At 62.5% G+C, this 21,260-nt stretch carries 21 protein-coding genes; 16 read left to right on the top strand and 5 right to left on the bottom strand.

The annotated features are described in order from the left end of the window. Window positions 1-9: 9 nt before the first annotated feature. Complete coding sequence (locus OC71_RS00605) at window positions 10-1,059, bottom strand: NAD(P)-dependent alcohol dehydrogenase (protein ID WP_041062671.1); 1,050 nt, start codon at window positions 1,057-1,059, stop codon at window positions 10-12. Between the two features lie 160 nt (window positions 1,060-1,219). On the opposite strand from OC71_RS00605, the gene OC71_RS00610 reads away from it, so the two are divergent. The 5 genes from OC71_RS00610 (at window position 1,220) to OC71_RS00630 (ending at window position 7,334) form a co-directional block, all read left to right on the top strand. Further along, window positions 1,220-2,152, top strand: a complete 933-nt coding sequence (locus tag OC71_RS00610) for an AraC family transcriptional regulator (protein ID WP_041062674.1) — start codon at window positions 1,220-1,222, stop codon at window positions 2,150-2,152. A gap of 88 nt (window positions 2,153-2,240) precedes the next feature. After that, complete coding sequence (locus tag OC71_RS00615) at window positions 2,241-2,696, top strand: (2Fe-2S)-binding protein (RefSeq protein ID WP_027613020.1); 456 nt, start codon at window positions 2,241-2,243, stop codon at window positions 2,694-2,696. Then, entirely contained in the window at window positions 2,696-4,948 is a 2,253-nt protein-coding gene (locus OC71_RS00620; protein ID WP_041062687.1) for a xanthine dehydrogenase family protein molybdopterin-binding subunit, read from the top strand. Before OC71_RS00615 ends, OC71_RS00620 begins: the two co-directional genes overlap by 1 nt. A gap of 17 nt (window positions 4,949-4,965) precedes the next feature. Beyond that, the gene (locus OC71_RS00625) at window positions 4,966-6,318 is read left to right on the top strand and encodes a cytochrome c (RefSeq protein WP_041062691.1); all 1,353 of its coding nucleotides are present in this window, start codon (window positions 4,966-4,968) and stop codon (window positions 6,316-6,318) included. Between the two features lie 11 nt (window positions 6,319-6,329). After that, window positions 6,330-7,334 carry an XdhC family protein gene (locus OC71_RS00630; protein WP_041062694.1) on the top strand — a complete coding sequence of 335 codons (1,005 nt, stop codon included), beginning with the start codon at window positions 6,330-6,332 and terminating at the stop codon, window positions 7,332-7,334. 45 nt (window positions 7,335-7,379) lie between these two features. Here the strand turns inward: OC71_RS00630 and OC71_RS00635 are convergent, their stop codons facing one another. The 3 genes from OC71_RS00635 to OC71_RS00645 form a co-directional block, all read right to left on the bottom strand. Then, the gene (locus tag OC71_RS00635) at window positions 7,380-8,333 is read right to left on the bottom strand and encodes a helix-turn-helix domain-containing GNAT family N-acetyltransferase (protein ID WP_041062697.1); all 954 of its coding nucleotides are present in this window, start codon (window positions 8,331-8,333) and stop codon (window positions 7,380-7,382) included. Window positions 8,334-8,550: 217 nt separating this feature from the next. Continuing rightward, window positions 8,551-8,892, bottom strand: a complete 342-nt coding sequence (locus OC71_RS00640; RefSeq protein WP_041062700.1) for a hypothetical protein — start codon at window positions 8,890-8,892, stop codon at window positions 8,551-8,553. An 86-nt stretch (window positions 8,893-8,978) separates the two neighbouring features. Beyond that, window positions 8,979-9,623: a hypothetical protein gene (locus OC71_RS00645; protein ID WP_041062703.1), complete on the bottom strand. Its 645-nt coding sequence runs from the start codon at window positions 9,621-9,623 to the stop codon at window positions 8,979-8,981. Window positions 9,624-9,793: 170 nt separating this feature from the next. Here OC71_RS00645 and OC71_RS00650 point away from each other — a divergent pair, with 170 nt between their 5' ends. The 6 genes from OC71_RS00650 (at window position 9,794) to OC71_RS00675 (ending at window position 16,848) form a co-directional block, all read left to right on the top strand. Continuing rightward, complete coding sequence (locus OC71_RS00650; protein WP_041062706.1) at window positions 9,794-10,042, top strand: hypothetical protein; 249 nt, start codon at window positions 9,794-9,796, stop codon at window positions 10,040-10,042. Between the two features lie 103 nt (window positions 10,043-10,145). Continuing rightward, a complete protein-coding gene (locus OC71_RS00655) occupies window positions 10,146-11,303 on the top strand; it encodes a GGDEF domain-containing protein (RefSeq protein WP_041062709.1) in 1,158 nt (385 codons plus the stop codon). An 8-nt stretch (window positions 11,304-11,311) separates the two neighbouring features. Next, a complete protein-coding gene (locus tag OC71_RS00660) occupies window positions 11,312-11,806 on the top strand; it encodes a PaaI family thioesterase (protein ID WP_041062712.1) in 495 nt (164 codons plus the stop codon). 210 nt (window positions 11,807-12,016) lie between these two features. Then, entirely contained in the window at window positions 12,017-12,889 is an 873-nt protein-coding gene (locus tag OC71_RS00665) for a GyrI-like domain-containing protein (RefSeq protein ID WP_041062715.1), read from the top strand. A gap of 85 nt (window positions 12,890-12,974) precedes the next feature. Beyond that, window positions 12,975-14,519, top strand: a complete 1,545-nt coding sequence (locus tag OC71_RS00670; protein ID WP_041062718.1) for a class I SAM-dependent methyltransferase — start codon at window positions 12,975-12,977, stop codon at window positions 14,517-14,519. A gap of 199 nt (window positions 14,520-14,718) precedes the next feature. Then, complete coding sequence (locus tag OC71_RS00675; RefSeq protein WP_041062732.1) at window positions 14,719-16,848, top strand: TonB-dependent receptor domain-containing protein; 2,130 nt, start codon at window positions 14,719-14,721, stop codon at window positions 16,846-16,848. Window positions 16,849-16,885: 37 nt separating this feature from the next. On the opposite strand, the gene OC71_RS00680 is transcribed toward OC71_RS00675, so the two are convergent. Then, window positions 16,886-17,254 (bottom strand): lysozyme inhibitor LprI family protein, encoded by a 369-nt coding sequence (locus OC71_RS00680; RefSeq protein ID WP_052510566.1) that lies wholly within the window; start codon window positions 17,252-17,254, stop codon window positions 16,886-16,888. A 41-nt stretch (window positions 17,255-17,295) separates the two neighbouring features. On the opposite strand from OC71_RS00680, the gene OC71_RS00685 reads away from it, so the two are divergent. The 5 genes from OC71_RS00685 (at window position 17,296) to OC71_RS00705 (ending at window position 21,211) form a co-directional block, all read left to right on the top strand. Continuing rightward, window positions 17,296-17,526, top strand: a complete 231-nt coding sequence (locus tag OC71_RS00685; protein ID WP_041062748.1) for a hypothetical protein — start codon at window positions 17,296-17,298, stop codon at window positions 17,524-17,526. 660 nt (window positions 17,527-18,186) lie between these two features. Then, a complete protein-coding gene (locus OC71_RS00690; protein WP_041062751.1) occupies window positions 18,187-18,372 on the top strand; it encodes a DUF1843 domain-containing protein in 186 nt (61 codons plus the stop codon). Between the two features lie 34 nt (window positions 18,373-18,406). Then, window positions 18,407-19,024, top strand: a complete 618-nt coding sequence (locus tag OC71_RS00695; protein ID WP_041062754.1) for a DUF1842 domain-containing protein — start codon at window positions 18,407-18,409, stop codon at window positions 19,022-19,024. 42 nt (window positions 19,025-19,066) lie between these two features. Then, window positions 19,067-19,645: a DUF1842 domain-containing protein gene (locus OC71_RS00700; protein WP_041062757.1), complete on the top strand. Its 579-nt coding sequence runs from the start codon at window positions 19,067-19,069 to the stop codon at window positions 19,643-19,645. Between the two features lie 102 nt (window positions 19,646-19,747). Continuing rightward, window positions 19,748-21,211, top strand: coding sequence for a GDL motif peptide-associated radical SAM/SPASM maturase (locus tag OC71_RS00705; protein ID WP_041062761.1), 1,464 nt, complete (start codon window positions 19,748-19,750; stop codon window positions 21,209-21,211). The last annotated feature ends 49 nt before the right edge of the window (window positions 21,212-21,260 follow it).

The following is a 21,260-nucleotide window of genomic DNA, read 5'->3' on the forward strand; positions in this document are numbered from 1 at the left end:
CACTGTTTTTCACGGTGCCAGCGTCGCGTTGTCGATCACGAAACGGTATTTGACGTCACCTTTGAGCATGCGCTCGTACGCCTCATTGATCTGCTCGGCACGGATCAGCTCGATGTCCGAGACGATGCCGTGTTCGGCACAGAAATCGAGCATCTCCTGAGTCTCTGGAATACCGCCGATCATCGATCCCGCCAGGGTACGACGCTTCATGATCAGGTTGAACACGTTCGGCGATGGATGCGGTGACGCCGGAGCGCCCACCAGTGTCATCGCGCCGTCACGCTTGAGCAGCACCAGCAAAGCGTCGAGGTCGTGGGGGGCGGCCACGGTGTTGATGATCAGGTCGAAGCTTTTCAGGTGCGCGGCCATTTGCTGGGCATCGCTTGAAACCACCACCTCATCGGCGCCGAGGCTTTTCGCGGCCTCGCGTTTCGATTCGGACGTGGTGAACGCCACTACGTACGCGCCCAACGCGTGCGCCAGTTTGATGCCCATGTGGCCCAGACCACCGATGCCGACCACGCCGACTTTTTTGCCCGGGCCAGCGTTCCAGTGCCGCAGCGGCGACCAGGTGGTGATGCCCGCGCACAGCAGCGGCGCCACCGCAGCCAGTTGAGTTTCAGGATGACGAATCCGCAATGCGTAGCGCTGGTGCACCACGATCGCTTGCGAGTAACCGCCCAGGGTCCAGCCGGGCGCATCTGCAGTCGGGAAGTTGTAGGTGCCGATCATGCCGTCGCAGTAATTCTCAAGACCCTCGGCACACTCTTCGCAATGTTTGCAGCTGTCGACAATGCAGCCGACGCCGACCAGATCACCCGGAGCGAAGCCGCTGACCTGTTGGCCTACGGCGGTGACCCGACCGACGATCTCGTGACCGGGCACGCAAGGATATTGTGTGCCCTCCCATTCGGCCCGCACCTGGTGCAGGTCGGAGTGGCAGATACCGCAATAGGCAATTTCGATCTGCACGTCTTCCGGGCCGGGATCGCGACGGGTGATGCGCAGAGGTTCAAGCGGTTTGTCGCCCGCATGGGCGCCATAAGCGAAGACTTGCATGGTGGCTCTCCTGTAATGGTTTGACACATTCTCCCGGTCGATTCACCTCTGCCCTAGTGCATTCCTCTTGAATGCTTGCCTGATCCTCTGAGGTTGCGGGGTGGTGTATAGGAAACGCCTGTGCAGCGGATTAGAGTTCGATCAACAGGAGTTGTCCGACATGATCCCTACCCCGCTGCGCCACGCATCACCTTTGGCGTTGAACATTGACCCGCGCGTGAGCGTGCCGGGTGACTTCGCCACGTCGATACCCGGCCTGTCGCTGTTTCGTCGCGATCAGCCGGCGCCTCCCGCCGTGTGCATGATCGAGCCGAGCCTGATTCTGGTGGGCCGTGGGGAAAAGCGCTTGTGGGTCGGCGGTGAGGGTTACCGCTATGACCCTTCGCGATTTCTGGTCACTTCACTGGATCTGCCCGCCAATTCCGAAGTGCTGGCGGCCAGCCCCGAGCAGCCCTGTGTCGGGCTGGTGCTGAAACTGGATGTCGGCATGCTCGCCGAAATCCTCAGCAAAGGTGGCTTGCCTGCGAAACGGCAGCCGTCGATGAACGCGGGCACTGGCATTGGCAGCATGTCGTCCGCGCTGGAAGGCGCGCTTGAGCGCCTGCTGGCATTGCTCGACGAGCCTGAAGCGATCCCGGTACTGGCGCCGCTGGTGCTGCGGGAAATCCACTATCGCCTGCTCCATACCGATCAAGGCGCGCGGCTGCGGCAGATCACGGCCGTCGATGGCCAGGGTTATCGCATCGCCAAAGCCATCGACTGGCTCAAGGTCAACTACACCGAGGCGCTGCGCATCGATGAATTGGCGGCGCGGGTGCAGATGAGCGCACCGACTTTTCACCACCACTTCCGCCAACTCACCGGCATGAGCCCGCTGCAGTACCAGAAGTGGCTGCGATTGAACGAGGCGCGCCGATTGATGTGGATGGAGCGTCTGGACGTTTCGCGAGCGGCGTTTGCGGTCGGCTATGAAAGTCCCTCGCAGTTCAGCCGTGAATACGCACGCCTGTACGGCACCGCACCCAGTCGGGACATCGCGCTGCTGCGTGGTGAACCCTTCGCCGCAGAAGCACTGGGCAACGCGGCCAGTTGAGCAAAGAACACGCTTTACCGGTGAGGCGCCTCGCCGCGTTTCACCGTTTATAAAAATGCACGTCAACCGATGATCGAGCGGGTGAACCATGGAACTACGAATCAACCAGAAAACCTATCAGGTCGATGCCGACGCCGATACGCCCCTGCTGTGGGTGATCCGCGATGATCTGGGCATGACCGGCACCAAGTACGGCTGTGGATTGGCGCAGTGCGGCGCCTGCTCCGTGCTGGTGGACGGCAACGTGGTGCGCTCGTGCGTCACGCCGGTGGCCGGTGTGGTCGGTCGCGAGGTCACCACCATTGAGGCGATCGAGGCCGATGATGTGGGCAAACGGGTGGTCTCGACCTGGGTTGATCTGCAGGTCGCCCAGTGTGGCTACTGCCAGTCCGGGCAGGTGATGGCCGCCACGGCACTGCTCAAGCAGAATCCCAAACCCAGTGATGCGCAGATCGAAGCGGCGATGGTCAACCTGTGCCGCTGCGGCACGTACAACGCCATTCATGCCGCCGTGCATGAGCTGGCCGGCAAGGGAGACGCCTGATGAACGTGCGTATCGATCCTGCTCAGGAAGCATCAGCACTGGCTCTGCACGAACCAATCAACGTGTCGCGCAGACGTTTCCTGGCCGGCACCGCTGTCGGCGCACTGGTGCTCGGTTTCGGCCTGCCGCTGGGCACGACGCGCGTGCAAGCGGCAGTGGCGGCCGCGACTGCCGAGCGTGGCACGCAGGTGCCGGCGTTTCTGGAAATTCGCCCGGACAACCGCGTGCGCCTGCTGTGCCCGTTCATGGAAGGCGGACAAGGTACGTTCACCGCGATGGCGCAGATCGTCGGTGAAGAACTGGATGCCGACCCGGCGACGTTCCTGGTAGAAGCCGCGCCGCCCGGCGAAGCCTATGTCGTGATGGAGAACGGCATGCGCATCACCGGCGGCAGCATGTCGGTGCGCATGAGTTACCCGGTGATGCGCCGCCTCGGCGCCCTCGCCCGCGCCATGCTGCTGCAGGCGGGCGCGCAGAAACTTGGGGTGCCGGTGAGCGAACTGACTACCGAACCCGGCAAAGTCGTGCACGCCAGGTCGGGCCGCTCGCTGGCCTACGGCGAACTGGCCGAACACGCCATGGATCTGCCGGTTCCCGATCCGGCCTCGGTGCAACTGCGTGATCCGAGCCAGTTCCGCTGGATCGGTAAACCGGTGAAGCGCGTCGATGCCTACGACAAGTCCACCGGCAAGGCGCTGTACAGCATCGACCTGAAGGTCGACGACATGCTGCATGCCGCCGTTCAGCACGCCCCGCGTTTGGGCATGACCGTGGGCAACCTGCGCAACGAAGAGCAGGTCAAAGCGATGAAAGGCGTGCATTCCGTGCATCGCCTGCCGGGGGCCGTGGCGGTGGTCGCCGAGCGCTGGTGGCACGCCAAACGTGCAGTGGAAGCGATTCAGGTCGACTGGCAGGAGCCCACGGCCGACAGCAAAGTACGGCCGATGCCCGCAGATTTTTCCAGTGATGCCTGGCTCAAACGCCTGGCTGACGACAAAGGCCCGGCCAGGGATGATGAAAATGAGGGCGATGTGGCTGCAGTTCTGGCCAGCGCCAAAACGCGGATTGACGCCACTTACCACAACCAGTATCTGAACCACGGCCAATTGGAGCCGCCGTCGGCGCTGGCCCGCTTCAATCCCGACGGTTCGCTGGAAGTCTGGCTGCCGAATCAGGCGCCGGACATGTTCCGTGCCGACATCGCCAAACGCACCGGACTGGACCCGTCGCTCATCACCTTGCATTCGCCATTGCTGGGCGGCTTCTTCGGTCGGCATTTCCTTTACGACGCCGCCAGCCCCTACCCGCAGGCGATCGAGTTATCCAAGGCGGTTGGGCGCCCGGTCAAACTGATCTGGAGCCGCGAGGAAGAGTTCCTGCGCGACGTGCTGCGTCCTGTAGCCGCGGTGAATTTCCGCGCGGCGCTGGACAACGACGGCTGGCCGCTGGCGATCGAAGCGGTCAGCGCCACCGAAGGCCCGACCGAGGCACTGGCCGGCAAACAGGGTGAAAAACTCGACCCGACGGCGCTTGAAGGCTTGTCGGGCAAGTCCTACGCGATCCCCAACAAGCGCATCGCGCAGATCTACGCCAAAGGCCCGGCGATGCTCGGTTACTGGCGTTCGGTGGGCAATTCGCTCAACGACTTCTTCTATGAGTCGTTCCTTGACGAACTGGCCGACAAGGGCGGCAAGGACCCGTTCGAACTGCGCCTGCATCTGCTGCGCGACAACCCGCGACTGACCACGCTGCTGCACGCAGTGGGCGATCTGTCGGGTGGCTGGAAGCGTGGGCCGTTTACCGCGGCGGACGGCAGCAAACGTGCGCGAGGCGTGGCGATGGCGTCGCCGTTCGGTACCCAGACGGCGGTGATCGCCGAGGTCTCCATCGAGCACGGTCAGGTCAAGGTGCACGACATCTGGCAGGCAATCGACCCCGGCAGCATCGTCAACCCGGCGATTGTCGAAGCGCAGGTCAATGGCGCGGTGGCGCTGGGACTGTCGCAAACCCTGGTGGAGGAAGCCGTGTGGATTGATGGCAAACCGCGTGCGCGCAACTACGACTTGTATCCGATCCTGCCGCCTGCACGGATGGCCCGGGTCCACGTGCGTGTGGTCGAGAGCGGGGAAAAAATGGGCGGTATCGGCGAACCACCGCTGCCCGCCGTCGCGCCCGCCGTCGCCAATGCCGTGGCAACGCTGACCGGGCAACGGGTGCGCAGCCTGCCCATGAGCCGCCACACCTTCACTTGATCAGCGCCGGAGCGTCCATGAATAACCGCCGATTCGCAAGAACCGCAGGCTGGCTGGCAGTGCCGTGCCTGGTCGCGGCAGGCCTGCTGGCCTGGTATGTCACCCGCGAGCCTGTCTCGCGCCTTGAAAACAACCACACCGCCGTGGCCGACATCGACCCGGCGCTGGTCGCTCGTGGCGAATACGTCGCCCGACTCAGCGATTGCGTGGCATGCCACAGCGTGCCGGGCGGTGCGCCGTTCGCTGGCGGTCTGGAAATGGCCACACCACTGGGCGCGATCCACACGACCAACATCACCCCCGAGCCGGAAACCGGCATCGGTCGCTACAGCCTGGCGGACTTCGATCGTGCGCTACGCCACGGCGTGGCACCCGACAGCCGCCGTCTGTACCCGGCGATGCCCTACCCGTCCTACGCCAAGCTCAGTGACGACGATGTGCGCGCGCTGTACGCGTTTTTCATGAAAGGCGTGGCACCGGTCAAGCAGGCGAATATCCCGAGTGCGATTCCTTTCCCGTTGAACCTGCGCTGGCCGATTGCGCTGTGGAACGGTGTGTTTGCCGAGACCCAGCCTTACGTGGCCAAACCGTCGCAGGATGCCGTGTGGAATCGCGGCGCTTATCTCGTGCAAGGCGCCGGGCACTGCGGCAGTTGCCATACGCCGCGCGGTCTGGCGTTCAACGAGAAGGCTCTGGATGAATCCGCCACGCCGTACCTCGCCGGCGCCTTGCTCGATGGCTGGTACGCGCCAAGTCTGCGTGACGACCACAACACCGGTCTGGGCCGCTGGAGCGAACCGGAGATCGTGCAGTTCCTCAAGACCGGGCGCAATAAACACGCGGTGGTTTATGGCTCGATGACCGAGGCGTTCAACAACTCGACGCAATTCATGAGCGATGACGATCTGACCGCGATTGCCCGTTATCTCAAGTCATTGCCCGGGGACCGTCAGCGCGACGGCCAGCCATGGCAGTACCAAGCGGTTTCGGCGACGGAACGTCTGGACGCGCCCGGTGCCCATACCTACGTCACGCGCTGTGCTTCGTGCCACGGTTTGGACGGCAAGGGCCAGTCCGAATGGATGCCGCCGCTGGCCGGCGCCACCTCGGCACTGGCCAAGGAAAGTGCTTCAGCGATCAACATCACCCTCAACGGTTCGCAACGGGTGGTGGCCGCCGGAGTACCGGACGCCTATCGCATGCCGGCCTTCCGTGAGCAGTTGTCGGATCAAGAGATCGCCGAAGTGCTGACCTTCATGCGCAGCACCTGGGGCAATCAGGGCGGTGCCATTGAAGCGCAGGCGGTCAACAAGCTGCGTGAACGTACCGATCCGGCCAGCAGCAGCCCGATCATCCTGCAAATGCGTTAGAGGAACGTTTGATGGAAAGCATCGACTTGCTGGTCCTGCGCACCGCGCGGGACTGGCTCGCCGCCGGCGAGCGAGTGTTGCTCGCCACGGTCGCGCGCACATGGGGCTCTTCGCCGCGCCCGACAGGGTCGATGATGGCCTTGCGTAACGACGGGCGCGTGGTCGGCAGCGTGTCCGGCGGCTGCATTGAGGACGATCTGATCCATCGTTACACCACCGCGCAGGGCGGCAGCGGCCTCAAGGACAGTGCGCCCGAGGTGGTGCGCTACGGCGTCAGCGCCGACGAGGCGCATCGTTTCGGTTTGCCCTGTGGCGGCACGCTTGAGCTGATTCTTGAGTTCAATCCCTCATGGCAGGTGCTGGACCAACTGCTGCAGCAACTGGATGCCGGGCAACTGGTACGCCGCTGCCTGGCACTGGATAACGGTCGCGTCACACTGCAAGCCACAGCCATCCCGGAGCAATTCAGTTTCGACGGCCAACAGATGCTCAATACCCTCGGGCCGGGGTATCGGCTGCTGATGATCGGTGCCGGCGCACTGGCCGAGTATCTGGCGACCATGGCGCTGTTCAACGGCTTCAAGGTCGCGGTGTGCGATCCGCGTGCCGAATACATCGACACCTGGGCGGTGGACGGTGTGGAGCGGATCATTGGCATGCCGGATGATGTGGTGCGCGACTTCGCGGTCGATCTGCGCACCTGCATCGTCGCCTTGAGTCATGACCCGCGACTCGACGACCTGGCATTGCTCGAAGCCCTGCACAGCCCGGCGTTTTACATCGGCGCCATCGGTTCGCGGCGCAACAGTCAGCTGCGCCGCGAACGGCTGATCGAGCATTTTGGTGAGACCCAAGCGTCACTCGAGCGCCTGCACGGGCCAATCGGCATCTACATTGGCAGCAAGACACCGGCGGAGATCGCGGTCAGCGTGATGGCCGAGATCCTGGCCGCGAAGAATGGCGCCCGCCTGCCGAAGGCGTTTTCGATTGCCAGCGCCAAGGCGCAGGAAGCCTGACTGGCGGACACATTCAGCACCTGCGTGATGACGCTGAATCAACCTTCAACGTGAGGCGCCTGCACGGGTGAACTGCTGTTCCGTGACCACACTGCCCCACTGGCTGCCCTGCTCTTCCATGGTCAATTCGAACCCGGCCGCTTCGTACAGTCGGCGCGCGGCGTCGAGGCCCTTGAAGGTCCAGAGCTGAATCGCGTCAAAGCCGTGCTGATCGCAAAACTCCACCGCCGCGCTCAGCAGTTGCCGACCGACGCCACTGCCGCGGCAGCCGTCGTCGAGGATGAACCAGCGCAAATGCGCCTGATTGTTACCCAGATCCTGCCCGTCGATCGCGATCGAGCCGACGATGCGCTCATCAAGCATCGCCACCCAGATCTGGTTGCAGGGCTGATTGAGGCGCCCGACAAACTCCGCCGTTTCACTGGCGACGCGGCTTTCAAAGATCGCGCCGAAACCGGAATGCCGCGAATAATAATCCGCATGCATTTGCGCCACACGGCCGATCAGGCCGGGGCGATAGCCGGCGCTGATGTGCAGGTTCGGCGTGAGTGGCCGGTCAGCGCCCAGACGGATGCTTTTGAGCGCATGGGCGTAGGTTGCAAGGCCCTGCGCCACGCTCTGTTGCTGCGACGGATTGAGCGTGTTCAGTGCGTTGCTGACCTGCGCCCGACCGTAGGCATGAATGTCGGCGACGGTCTGCCGGCCCTGCGCGGTCAGCTGCAACAGCTTGACCCGGGCGTCCTCGGCGGCGCGCTCCTCGATCTCCCCGGCCTTGATCAGTTTGCCGACCATGCGGCTGACACTGGACTTTTCCAGACCAAGGCTTTGCGCCAGTTGTGCAGCGCTGACGCCGTCCCCGGCCTCGATTTCCAGCAATGCGTGCACGCCGGAGGCGGAATAGTCGGTCGCCGCCAGGGTGGCGCGCAGGAAACCGAATTCACGCACCATCGTGCGCGACGCTGTACGGATTTCTTCGATCAAGGCTTTAGGGACACTCATGACACATCACCGCTGAAACTTAGTTGCACTATACAACCATATCCCCTGTCGCCGACGCAAGCAGCCGACCACGCCGGGCAAGCGTCAGCGTGCCGACATCAACACCGCAGCAAACGTCAGGCAAAAAAAGCCCCGCAACCGGATGAGGTGCGGGGCAAAGTATTGGTTGGTTGCGGCCAACCAAAGGAGCTCGGTCAGAACGGTTTGCGCGGCCGGGTCAGATGCAATCCTGGGCAGCGCGTTCAAAACTGGAAGGCAGGAAATTCGAGGCCAGCAAATGGCGCTCATAGATGAACACTTTGCCGCCGTTGCCGGCCTTGTAGGCTTCCAGCACGTTGTCTGCCGACACCTTGCTCGGCACCACGATCCGGTAGCTGCGCTGGGTCTGCGAGACGGTCGGGTTCAGCGCACTGCTCTGCAGCTTGGGCACCACGCAATCGGCGTATTGCGCCGGGGTCTTGCGGGTCTGCAAGGTGAGCGTCGGGTCGTTCGGTGCGGAGGCGCAACCGGCGAGCAGCAAGGAGGCAACCGCCAGGGTCGGGGCAAAAAAAGTACGCATCGGTGTAATCCTGAAAATAAAAGTCCGGTTCATCCGGCAACGGTTCAGCGTCACGGCGCCGCCGCTGCCCTTTTGGTTTTGAGTGTTCAGCTGGAAGCCACCAGCGCCTTGAGCGAGGCATCGAACTGCTTCAAGGCATTGAGTTGCAGATCACGTTGCTGCTCGATCTGCGCGGCAATCTCCTGCGCCGCTTTGTCGTGTACCCAGACCGACGGAATCTGTTTCTCCACCGAGCCCTCGGCCTTGCCGATGTACTGCAGGTCGGCATCGTAGAAACGCGCGATGAAATGCGCCTCGTACAGGCTGTTTTGCTGGGTCAGCAAGCGGTTGAAGGTGTCGAGTTTCACCACAATGTCCGGGTGTGCCTGAATCAGCGCATCAAGGCTGTCGTAAACCGTCACCGACGAAAAATGACGCTGCAGCGAGCTGAGCAACCAATCAATGGCCAGTTCCGGGTCGGAGCTGCTGACAAAGGCTGCGCGAATTCGCGAATCCAGCGCATCCTTGGCGCCGTGCAACGCCATGTCGTGGTAGCGCGTCAGGTATTGCAGGTTTTCCCGGGTGTTTTCGCTGTACAGCACACCCACGGTCTGTGAATGTTGCAATGTCGCGCTGCTGCCGGCGATTGGCTGAAGATGACACGCACAAGCGTCGTCTGCGTAAGACGGTGCCGTGGCTACCATGCCGCTCATCAGCAGAGCGGTCAGCGCCAGTCGGGTCAGGGTCTTCATCGCGCAATTTCCTTGAGCTGCGTTTTCAATGAAGGCAATTTTCCGCCTATTGCTTGCAAAGCTGAACTTGCGTTTCGTGATGGTCACTATTACTTCTAGCGATAGTTACCGACGATAACGTTTGATCCATGCTCATCTCTAATGACTAAAACAACAGTGAGGACGCCGCTTTGAGAACCTTTGACCTGATCCGCGACGCGGTTTTGCCCGACTTTCGCGAGCGGGTGGCGGAATACCTGGTGCAGTACGAAAACGTGTTGCTGGACAAGGACATCACCGATGTGCAGCTCAAACGCGATACGGCCAATCAGTTGCGTGGCTATCTGCGCGGGCTGAACACCACGCGGGTGCTGGGTATGGCTTATTGGGAAGAACTGGATCGGCGGGTCGTCGACACCTGGCTCACGCCACAGTCATGACGGCGAACGCCCGGCCATGACATCAGCGTGCGGAGCCTGCCAAAACGGCCCCGAACGCTTACAATCGCCGGCCCTACCGACCTTCTGACAGGCTCCCCCGGAAATGCCGCTCGACCCACTGACGATGCTGACCATTTCGATCGCTCTCGCAGCCGCCGCCGCGCTGTATCTGGCGGTCGAGTGGCGCAGCATTCGTGAGCCTTCGCTGCTGTTCTGGAGCGCCGGTTTCGCCACTATCACTATCGGTTCCACCCTGGCCCTGCTGCGCAGCAACGGTTTTCTGCTGATCGGCATCTGGTTCGCCAACGGCTTGCTGGTGACCGCGCACTTTCTGTTTCTGCTGGGGGTGGCGCGCTTCACGCAGATCCGTCTGTCCCCGGCCTGGTATCTGATTTTCGTCAGCTGGCTGGTCATGCTGTTGTTGCCGGACGGGCCGCTGTGGTCGAAAGTCATGCTGGCCGCCAACTCGCTGCTGGTGGCCGCCTCGACGCTCAAGGCCAGTCTGCTGCTGCGGCCCCATGGCAGCTCGCTGAGCGTCGGCGCGGTGCAACTGCGCTACGTGTTGCTCGGTCACGGGCTGTTCTATGTGGCCAAGGCCCTGACCGTGATGATCCCGGGCACGCTGATCGATCTGGCGGCGTTCCGGGGTGAAATCATTCAGATATCGCTGGTCGAAGGCGCAATGGCGATCATGCTGATTGCGCTGTCGATGACCGGCACCGAACGCTACCGGCGCGAGGAACAGATCGCCCGACTGGCCGCCCGTGATCCGCTGACCGCGCTCTACAACCGCCGCGCCCTCGATGTGCGCGCGCCGCGCTTGCTGCAGGACGTCTCCCCGGCGCATCCGGGTGCCCTGCTGCTGATCGACATCGACAACTTCAAATCGGTCAACGATCAGTACGGCCACAGCGCCGGCGACCGTTTGCTGGTGGCCTTGAGCGAAATGATCCGCGCCGAGACCTCCGATGAGGCGCTCGCCGCCCGTTTGGGCGGCGACGAGTTCGTGATTTTACTGAGCAACGCGCCCAGTGATCACGTCGTCAGACTCGGCGACGCCCTGCGCGATCAGTTTCACCGCAGCGCCGCCCAGGCATTCCCGACACCAGAGCCGGTGACGTTAAGCATCGGCGCCACCCTGTTCAACCAGCCGCCGGCCAGTCTCGCGGCATTGATCGAACAAGGCGACGCCGCGCTCTATGAATCCAAGCGCGGTGGGCGCAACCGCCTGCGCCTGACCGGAATAACCCCTTCAGGATGACCAGCCCCATGACCCGTTCCGAAACGCCCCTGCAAGACCTCGCCGCCCCCGAAGGCATCTGCTACGGCTGCGGCGGCCGCAACCCGCATGGGCTGCACGTCAAAAGCTTCTGGCACGAGGACGGCGTGCATGTGATAGCCGAACACCTGCCGGACGACAAATACTGTGGCTGGCCGGACCTGGTGTACGGCGGGTTGCTGGCGATGCTGGTCGACTGCCATTCCAACTGGACCGCGATGGCTTACCACTACCGCGCCGAACAGCGTGCCCCGGGCAGCCTGCCGCGCATCGACTGCGTCACCGGCAACCTTGGCCTCAAGTTCATCAAACCCACACCAATGGGCGTCACCCTGACCTTGCGCGCCAGGGTCGAAGGCGATGTCGGGCGCAAGACTCGGGTGATCTGCGAGGTGTACGCCGGGGAAGTGCTGACGGCGGTGGGCGATTCGGTGTTCGTGCGGGTCGATACCGGGCAACTGGCGGACGCGGCGCACGGCCGCTGACTCCACACGCTCTCCTGTAGGAGCTGTCGAGTGCAACGAGGCTGCGATCTCTTGATTCTGACCTTGATGGAGGACGCCAAAAATCAACCTCAAAAGATCGCAGCCTTCGGCAGCTCCTACAGAACCGATACTTGAGCAAACCCGGCTAGGCGCGCCTACGCCAAAATCGACGAGGCTATAGCCGACCGCACTTCCAGGAGTCTCCACCAAGTGTCCGACCTGCCGACCCACCGCGCCTATACCCGGCGCTTCCACAGCGTGCTCGCCTACATCGACGCCCATCTCGAGGGCGACCTGTCGGTGAACACGTTAAGTCAGGTGGCGAACTTTTCGGCGTTTCACTTCCATCGGCAATTCAGCGCGTTCATTGGTGTGCCGGTGTCGCGCTATGTGCAGCTGATGCGCTTGCGCCGGGCTGCCCATCGGCTGGCCGCGCAACCGCAGCACTCGATACTCGACGCCGCGTCTGACGCCGGGTTCGAGAGCCCGGAAGCGTTCAGCCGGGCGTTCCGACGCGACTTCGGCATGACGCCCAGTGCCTTCAGGAAGCAACCGAACTGGCAGACCTGGAATGCGGTATTCGCCATCCCTCACTTTTCCAGGAGCGTCATCATGCAAACCAGAATCATCGACTTCCCGACCGTGCGGGTCGCCGCGCTTGAGCACCGCGGCGCGCCAGGGGAGGTTCAGCAAAGTGTGCAGACCTTCATCGCCTGGCGCCTGCACAGCGGGCAGTCGCCCGTGGCGTCGAGTCGCACCTTCGGCATTCCCTTCAACAACCCCGACACCACGCCTGCGGAGGATTTTCGCTTCGCCATCTGTGGCGAGCTTGAAGAGCCGGTAGCACCGAATACGTTCGGCGTGGAGGAACTCGTTATTCCCGGAGGCCGTTGTGTGGTGGTGCGGCACGTCGGTTCACCTGACCACATCGGTGAAACGATCTACCCGATCTATCGCGACTGGCTGCCCACCAGCGGTGAGGAGTTGCGCGATCATCCGCTGTTTTTCCATTACCTGAGCGTCTATCCCGAGACGCCGCAAGAGCAGTGGCAGACGGACGTGTACGTGCCTTTGCAAGGGTAAGTGCCACTGAGCTGTTTTTCCGCTTGTAGTGCCCAAGGACAACCCTTTATAAGAGCGGCTTCTCTCTCGAAATAAAGGGTTCACCATGAGCAATGCCTGGAACGAAGGGTATTTCACCGACGAGGGCTACACCTACTCGTATAGCCGGGAAATCAATCCGGTGTTCCAGCGTTTTTGCCTGTTGTTGCGCGGCTTTGCCACGCTGGAGAGTGCCGCTGGCTACCACTGCGAACTGGGCTTCGGCCAGGGTGTGTCGATCAACATCCATGCTGCCGCCAACCCGGGAAACTACGTCGGCACCGATTTCATGCCATCCCAGGCCGCGCATGCCATTGCATTGGCGAGCGACTGGAACAGCCAGGCCCGCCTGTATGACGACAGTTTCGAGCAACTGCTGGCCCGGGATGACCTGCCGGCCTTCGACAGTATCAGCCTGCATGGCATCTGGACCTGGGTCAGCCGCGACAATCAGCAACTGATCGTCGAATTCGCCCGCCGCCATCTCAAACCCGGCGGCCTGTTGTATGTCAGCTACAACTGTTTCCCGGGCTGGTCGCCTTCGGCGCCCTTGCGCAATCTGTTCAGTCTGCATAACCGCTTTGCCAGCCACGCCTCCACCAGCCCGGCCAAACGTATCGATGCCGCGATGCAATTTTCCGAAGCGCTGCTGGCGGCCAATCCGAAGTACGCCAGAACGGCGCCGGCTCTCGGTGCCCAGTTGCAGAGCATCAAGGGCCAGAATCGTCAGTACGTGGCCCATGAGTACTTCAATCGCGACTGGAACTGCATGTATTTCACCGACGTGGTCGACGCCATGGCGGCGGCCAAACTCGACTACGCCGCGACCGCCGTGCCGTTGGATAGCGTTGCTGCGCTGAATCTGAGTGCAGAAGGCATGGACTTTCTGCAGGGGATCGAGCATCCGGTCATGCGCGAACAGGCGCGCGACTACTTCATCAATCAGAACTTCCGCCGGGATCTGTACATACGCGGTGCCAATCGGTTGTCTGCCGCCGAACAGCGCGATGCCCTGCTGAGAAGCCGTTTTGTCCTGTTGCAAGCCATTGAAAACATTCCCGACACCGTCACGGGTCCGGCCGGTGCGGCTTCGCTGCAAGCGGAGATTTACAGCCCGGTGCTCGCAGCGCTCGCAGCCAATGCCTATGCCGCGAAGACCCTGCAGCAGTTATCGATGGCCGTGGGCTCCGTGTCTTACGACGACCTGGTGCAGGCTGTCACCGTGCTGATCGGCATGGGCGTCGCCGCCCCGTGCCAGAGCGAAGCCGCTGAAAGACAGGTGCAGGAACGTTGCGACACCCTCAACCTGCAACTGTGCAAGCGGGCGCTGTTCAACAGCGATATTCAGGTGCTGGCCAGCCCGGTCACCGGCGGTGGCGTGGCAGTCAGCCGCGTCCAGCAGTTGTTCCTGATTTCGCTCAAACAAGGCATGACTGACCCGCAAGACTGGGCGCAACTGGCGTGGGCCGTCATCGGTGAACAGGGCGAAGTGCTGCTCAGGGGTGACCAGCCGCTGCTCACCGCCGAAGAAAACCTTGCCGAGATGACTGAGCAGGCCCGGGCATTTGCCCAGACACCGCTGGACATTCTCATGGCGTTGAAGATTGCCTGATCCCTCCCCCCGAACGACTGGCCGCGATCACCAGCGGCCGATCGTCTGCGTTGGCGGCCATGAATGCCGTCTCCGGACTTGACCTCCAGCACTTCCATCCCTGACTCCCCGGCGAAAAAGCAAAATTGCCATGTGTTTCCATCGTTCCTTCTGGCGTCGCACTGTTCATTGCCCGTCCCTGTCTGTCTGGAGTTTCTCGATGCCGTCGCCCAAATCCCTGCCCTCTGCCCTGCTGGGCCTGGCCCTCGCCTGCCCGGTCATGGCCGCGGAACCCAAAGGCATGGAGTTGGGAAAGGTGCTGATTTCCGCTGACGAGCAAAGTGGCACCGATGCCTCCGTGGCCGAGGCCGAAGCGCGTCTGGCGCAAGTGCCCGGCGGCAGCAATGTAGTCGACATGCGTCAGCCGTTGCAGGGCCGGGTGGCGAGCAATCAGGACGTCCTGGCGTATCAGCCGGGGGTCTACGCGCAGTCGGCGGGCAACGAAGGGGTGAAGATTTCGATCCGTGGTTCGGGGATCAACCGCGCACCCGGCGCCCACGCTTCGGGGTTGTACACGATGCTCGACGGCCTGCCGCTGACCGGCCCCGGCGGCACGCCCTACGAATTGCTCGAACCGCTGTGGCTCGACCATGTGGAGGTGCTGCGCGGCGCCAACGGCTTTGATCGTGGTGCGCTGGCGCTGGGCGGCGCCGTCGATTACGTCAGCCACACCGGCTACGACGCGCCGAAATTGCAGGTGCGCTATGCCACCGGCAGCCATGGTTATCAGCAGCGTCAGGTGAGTTCCGGGCAGGTGCTGGGCGACTTCGACTACTACGTGTCGCTGACCGACGCGAACGCTGACGGCTATCAGGATCACACCGCCAGCGAGAGCCAAGGCGTGATCGCCAACTTCGGCTATCGCTTCAATCCGAACCTGGAAACCCGCTTCTATTTCCGTTACCGCGAGACCGACAACGACCTCGCCGGCCGTGTAACCAAGCATTCGATCGAGCACACGCCACGGGCGGCCAACCCGGCTTACGTGGCGCGCGACGACAGCCGCAAACAACCGGGCAGCACCTTCATCGGCAACAAGACCACCTACTACATCGACGATGATTCGAGCATCCAGACCGGCCTCGTCTATCACGACTACCCGATGGACTTGCGTGAAGGCCCGAACCGTCTGAAAGTCGCCTACACCGACGTCAGCGGCACCTTCGACTACAAGCGTCGCGACACTTTGTTCGGCATGGAAAGCCATAGCACCGTGGGCCTGCGCACCACCAAACACCTGCCCAACGACGGCGCCAGTGAATTCGTGCGCATCCCGTCCGGCAACACCGCCGCGTATGCGCCGGGCACCCGCATGCGCAACTTCACCTATCAGGGTTCGGACACCGTCCTACACGTGGGCAACGACCTGGAAATCGCCGACGACCTGTGGCTGACCACCGGCCTCGCCGCCCTCTACACCCGCCGCGAAAGCGCCGTCACCTACCCGCAAAGCGGCGGCAAGACCAGCATGAGCGACTGGGACTATGCGCCGCGTCTGGGCCTGCGCTATCAGGTCACGCCGGACCTGCAGTTGTTCGGCAACCTCAGCCGTTCGGTCGAAGCACCGCACCCGTGGTCGCTGATCTACAGCTCGAACATCCGCTTCCCGGCCGGCAACGGCGCGGCGACCGGCACCCAAAGCGACCCGATCAAACTGCAGAACCAGACCGCGACCACCCTCGAACTCGGCGGTCGCGGCGACAGCGCGCTTGGCCAGTGGAGCCTGGCGTGGTACTACGCGCAGGTGCGCCACGAATTGCTGTCGGTGCTGCCGGACGCCAACGCCGTCACCCCGTACGAACTCAACGCCAGCCCCACCGTGCATCAGGGTGTCGAAGCCAGCTTGCAAAGCACGCTGTGGTCAGCCGCCGACGGACGTAAATTGAGCCTGCGTCAGGCCTACACCTTCAGCGACTTCCACTACCGCGACGATCAGCGCTTCGGCGACAACCGCCTGCCCGGCCTGCCGATGCACTACTACCAGGGCGAACTGCGCCACGACTGGCCACAAGGCTTCTTCGCGGCGATCAACACGCAACTGGTGTCCAAAGTCGCGGTGGATTACGCCAACAGCTACTACGCCGATCCCTACGCACTGTTCGGCGCCACCGTCGGCTACAACGCGCCGAAAAACGACTGGCAAACCTGGCTCGACCTGCGCAACCTGACCAACAAGCACTACGCCGCCACCGTTACGCCGGGGTATGACGACAAAGGCCAGGATGCGGCGCGGTCTACGCCGGGCGAAGGGCTGGGGGTTTATGTCGGGGTGTCGTGGAATTTGCTCTGACCGCAGGATCTGACCCGTAGCGGCAACAAACAGCGGGTCAAAACGGCCCCTGCGTCATCACCCGCGTCTCGATGATGTTGCGCAGCGCGTCAACCCGCTTCTGATACAGCTCAGTCAAGCAACCGACCTTCGCGCCACAGGCCTTGCGGCGTTTCAGGAAAGCCTGCTGCTCGCCGATCAGCGCGTCGCGCCCGCCCATCGGCAGCAGGCGTTTGTCGAGGCTGAACAGCTCGCCCATGGTCACGTCCAGGTCGTTCAGCGAGCGGTTGGCGCAGACTGCTTTCTCGTCTGCCGCTTTGGCCTTGGCACAGTCGAAACTGGCGGCGTGTGCTGAATTGGCAGCGATTAGCAGCGCACAGCCGAGGGCCGCGGCGGTCACCCGTGAAATTTCTCGAACTCGTGTCATGTCGTCGTATCCAACGTTGTAAGCCAATGGAGGTATGAGAAATGAAAAGCACCGACGACAGCAAGCCTGCAACCCCTCACAACGCACCACCGCTGGATGCGGCGGGCAAACCGGTGGATGTGGTTCGCCGGGATCTGCAGGACAGCGACGACGACACCAAGGCTGTGGACGAGGTGCTGACGCCGACCTCGATTCGCACCAAGGAACAGGAGGCCGAGGAACTCAAGCGCAAGACCGATGCGATCGAGCGCAAAGTCGCCGACGGCAATTAATTCGTCGAACACAGGGTAGCGTTGCGCGAATATGCGCGTTGGATGGATTGCTTATTGCCAATGATTCCATGCGTTGCGCGCGCCTCTCTTCCCTCCCGATAACTGTGTCCGTTCAAAGACTTGAAGGTCTGGAGCGGATACGTTCTGCTGACCGTCAAACTCCCGCCCACGACCGTTCGGCGCTTTCGCTGGCAGGGCCGCCAAATCGCATCTAGGGTTGCGTGGCTGGCGATGTGCCAGCGACCCGCGAGCGGCGGTCACGCGCTCGCCCGTAGTAGCACTGGAAAAGAAATCAGGGATGGTTTTTGTGCTTGCGGTTGTTCTGCGCGCCACCGGGCGCGCCACTGATCCCTGCGTTTCGTTGTGTTCTCTCAAGGATAGAAAGATGAACAACGTACCGGTCATTTCCCCTTGCCAGCCCCTGAGGCAGGCCACTTGCGAAACACCCGACGTCCCGCCTGGCGGTTTCGGCTGAGGACACGCGCGGCCTCGGCGCATGGCGCCTGCGCCGTGCACCCGGACATCACCCTTGAACAGATCCCGACGGATCAGGTTGCTCGCCTGCCGGTGCTCCACAAGGCAGAGGCTGCCTGTCTGTCAGGTAAGGCGCCCCTTCTCGTCAGGGGGCGGTTTTGCAGCACCAATGAGGAAACCCTCGCTATGTCCCGTTCAACGGCCAACATCCCGCCTTACGGCGTCGCCATTCAAAGTGCGATCAAGCAAGGCGATGTGCAGCACATGAAGACGCTGTTGCAGCAACGCGACACCAGCAAGCCCGAAGCGCAAGACCTGAAAGACGCGTACGAAAAACTGGCCAGGGAAGTTTCCAGGCACGAAAAGTCCTGAAGCCATCAATCACATTGCAATGGAGGCAATCAACATGTCCGGATCCACTGAAAATGTCGGCCTGTTCCCGGTGAGCTATCGTATCGGCACCGGCGCTCCCGGTGCGCAGTCGCTGGCGCTGCACCTGCTGGTCTCGACACCCGATACGAAAGTCAACGGCACCGCCGCGATCACCCAGGCGACCAATCCGCCACTCGACGTGCATTCCGACGTCTGGGGCGAGTACACCTACCTCACCGTGATGTCGCCCGGCGTCAGCAAGATTCTCGTGACGGCCCAAGGCAATCACGGCGGCCCAGGCGCCAACTCCCTCGATAACTTCGAGGTGCGGCTGGTGGTGGGCACTGACTGGCGCGAAGGTGTCGCCAACTATCGCTACTTCGATGGTCAACGCTGGCATGAGGTCAACAACGTCCCGGCGCATCTGGTGGAGTCGATATCTTCACCGTTCAATCCCGGCCCGGTGATCAACCCGCACCCACCGATCCTGCCGCTGTATGCCGCGCCGATTCAGAGCGCCATTGCCAGCGGTGACCTGGCGCAGATGAAAAATCTCGCCCGACTCGCCGAACAGCAACTGGAGCAACTGCCAAAATTGCGCGACGCACTGGACACCGCGAAGAAAGAGGTCAGCCGGCTGCAGAGCCGCTGAGTCAGACCACTTGATTCACCATTCACTTCAGGGAGTAGCACCATGTCGATTGGACTTTTTCACACTCGTCTCTACATCAGCAACTCACTGCTTGGCGCACCGGTTCTGACCCTTGATCTGCTGGTCGACACCGCGCATGAACGGGTCAGCGGGATTGCCAGCGTGTTCCAGGCCACCTGGCCGACGGTCAATTTCCGGACTCAGGTCTGGGGCAGTTTTTCCGAAACCAAACTGACTGCAAACGTCGAGAACCACATCATCCTGACCCTTGACGGCGGTCCGAGCGGCCCGCTCAGCCAGATCGCCCAGACCTTCCACCTCAGAGGCATCCTGGGCGGCGACTGGGCCAGCGGTTTTGTCGATTATCGCTATGAAGAAAAGGGCCAGTGGCACGAGGTAAAGCACGTTGCGGTGCATCCGGCACCCAGCGAGCAACCGCACCCTACGCCGCATCCGCAACCCCTGTACGCCGTGGCCGTGCAGCAGGCGCAGGCCGGCGGCGATCTGGCGCAGCTCAGATCCGTGGTGCAACAGGCCGAGCAACAAGTGGCGCATGAGGGCGCCTTGCGCAGTGCGCTTGAGCATCTGAAAGCGGAAATCACGCGTCTGGAAACACGCTAACCGACCGGCCCCGGGCGCGATTGCACAGGATCGCGCCCGGGGCTAGTTCAACGGCGGTCAATGCCTTCGTAGCGCGCACAGGATGGTGCGCAAGGATTTCCCATGTCAGACGTGCGCCCTGCCCGTTATCTCAGCGACACCGATCTCAAACGCTACGTGCCAGTGCACGTGGTCTGGGAGATCACCCTGGCCTGCGACTTGAAATGCCTGCATTGCGGCTCCCGCGCAGGGCATCGCCGGCCTGACGAACTCAACACCCGCGAATGCCTGGACGTCATCGACTCACTGGCCGCGCTCGGCACTCGCGAAATCACCCTGATCGGCGGTGAAGCCTATCTGCGCAAGGACTGGACACAACTGATCAAGGCCATTCACGACCACGGCATGTACTGCGCGATCCAGACCGGCGGGCGCAACCTGACCCCGGCGAAGATGCAGGCGGCGGTGGATGCCGGGCTCGACGGCGTGGGCATTTCCCTCGATGGCCTTGCGCCGTTGCACGATGCGGTGCGCAACGTTCCCGGCTCGTTCGACAAGGCCGTGGACACCCTGCGCCGGGCCAAAGCCTCGGGGCTGGCGGTGAGCGTCAACACCCAGATCGGCGCCGCGACCCTGCCCGACTTGCCAGCGCTGATGGACACCATCATCGAACTCGGCGCCACCCATTGGCAGATCCAGATCACCGTCGCCATGGGCAACGCGGTGGATCATCCGGAGTTGCTGCTGCAACCCTATCAATTGCTCGAAGTGATGCCGCTGCTTGCGCGGCTGTATCGCGAAGGTGTCGACCGTGGCTTGCTGATGAATGTCGGCAACAACATCGGCTATTACGGCCCGTATGAACACCTGTGGCGCGGCTTCGGCGACGAGCGCGTGCACTGGACCGGTTGCGCCGCCGGCCAGACCGTTCTGGCGCTGGAGGCCGACGGTACGGTCAAAGGCTGCCCGTCCCTGGCCACCGTGGGTTTCTCCGGCGGCAATGTGCGCAACATGAGCCTGCACGACATCTGGCACTACAGCGAAGGCATGCATTTCGGGCGCCTGCGCTCAGTGGATGACATGTGGGGTTACTGCCGTGGCTGTTATTACAACGACGTCTGTCGCGGCGGCTGCACCTGGACTTCGCATTCGCTGCTCGGCAAACCCGGCAACAACCCCTATTGCCATTACCGTACGCTGGAGTTGCACAAGCGCGGGCTGCGCGAGCGCATCGTCAAGGTCGAGGACGCGGCGCAGAAATCATTTGCGGTCGGCCGTTTCGATCTGATCACCGAACGCATCGACACCGGCGAAAAAGTCAGCAGCGTCAGTGACAGCGGTCAGGTAATCAAACTGGCGTGGATCAATCAGGGCCAGCAATCGCCGGAGCAAGGCCGGATCGCCCCGCAACTGAGCCTGTGCCGCAGTTGCTTGCAGTACATCTATCCGCACGAGGTGATCTGTCCGCACTGCGCCGCCGATGTCGCCGCCGCCGAAGCCGAGCACCAGGCCAATCGCGCGCGGCAGCAGGCAATCATGAATACGCTGACCGGGCTGCTGGGCATTGCGCCCAGTCACTTGAACTGATTTTCGTGCAGTAAAACAGTCTGGATCAAAGGCTGAGCAATAAAGGCGC

The sequence above is a fragment of the Pseudomonas sp. W15Feb9B genome (assembly GCF_000828175.1).
GTDB classification, from domain to species: Bacteria; Pseudomonadota; Gammaproteobacteria; order Pseudomonadales; family Pseudomonadaceae; genus Aquipseudomonas; species Aquipseudomonas parakoreensis.

Excerpts from the sequence above, each read along its gene's own strand:
- OC71_RS00605 (WP_041062671.1), bottom strand. The coding sequence starts at position 1,059 with ATGCAAGTCTTCGCTTATGGCGCCCATGCGGGCGACAAACCGCTTGAA.
- OC71_RS00615 (WP_027613020.1), top strand. The coding sequence starts at position 2,241 with ATGGAACTACGAATCAACCAGAAAACCTATCAGGTCGATGCCGACGCC.
- OC71_RS00700 (WP_041062757.1), top strand. The coding sequence starts at position 19,067 with ATGTCGATTGGACTTTTTCACACTCGTCTCTACATCAGCAACTCACTG.
- OC71_RS00645 (WP_041062703.1), bottom strand. The coding sequence starts at position 9,623 with ATGAAGACCCTGACCCGACTGGCGCTGACCGCTCTGCTGATGAGCGGC.
- OC71_RS00660 (WP_041062712.1), top strand. The coding sequence starts at position 11,312 with ATGACCCGTTCCGAAACGCCCCTGCAAGACCTCGCCGCCCCCGAAGGC.
- OC71_RS00675 (WP_041062732.1), top strand. The coding sequence starts at position 14,719 with ATGCCGTCGCCCAAATCCCTGCCCTCTGCCCTGCTGGGCCTGGCCCTC.
- OC71_RS00640 (WP_041062700.1), bottom strand. The coding sequence starts at position 8,892 with ATGCGTACTTTTTTTGCCCCGACCCTGGCGGTTGCCTCCTTGCTGCTC.
- OC71_RS00620 (WP_041062687.1), top strand. The coding sequence starts at position 2,696 with ATGAACGTGCGTATCGATCCTGCTCAGGAAGCATCAGCACTGGCTCTG.
- OC71_RS00630 (WP_041062694.1), top strand. The coding sequence starts at position 6,330 with ATGGAAAGCATCGACTTGCTGGTCCTGCGCACCGCGCGGGACTGGCTC.
- OC71_RS00705 (WP_041062761.1), top strand. The coding sequence starts at position 19,748 with ATGTCAGACGTGCGCCCTGCCCGTTATCTCAGCGACACCGATCTCAAA.
- OC71_RS00690 (WP_041062751.1), top strand. The coding sequence starts at position 18,187 with ATGTCCCGTTCAACGGCCAACATCCCGCCTTACGGCGTCGCCATTCAA.
- OC71_RS00655 (WP_041062709.1), top strand. The coding sequence starts at position 10,146 with ATGCCGCTCGACCCACTGACGATGCTGACCATTTCGATCGCTCTCGCA.
- OC71_RS00625 (WP_041062691.1), top strand. The coding sequence starts at position 4,966 with ATGAATAACCGCCGATTCGCAAGAACCGCAGGCTGGCTGGCAGTGCCG.
- OC71_RS00680 (WP_052510566.1), bottom strand. The coding sequence starts at position 17,254 with ATGACACGAGTTCGAGAAATTTCACGGGTGACCGCCGCGGCCCTCGGC.
- OC71_RS00670 (WP_041062718.1), top strand. The coding sequence starts at position 12,975 with ATGAGCAATGCCTGGAACGAAGGGTATTTCACCGACGAGGGCTACACC.
- OC71_RS00695 (WP_041062754.1), top strand. The coding sequence starts at position 18,407 with ATGTCCGGATCCACTGAAAATGTCGGCCTGTTCCCGGTGAGCTATCGT.
- OC71_RS00610 (WP_041062674.1), top strand. The coding sequence starts at position 1,220 with ATGATCCCTACCCCGCTGCGCCACGCATCACCTTTGGCGTTGAACATT.
- OC71_RS00635 (WP_041062697.1), bottom strand. The coding sequence starts at position 8,333 with ATGAGTGTCCCTAAAGCCTTGATCGAAGAAATCCGTACAGCGTCGCGC.
- OC71_RS00685 (WP_041062748.1), top strand. The coding sequence starts at position 17,296 with ATGAAAAGCACCGACGACAGCAAGCCTGCAACCCCTCACAACGCACCA.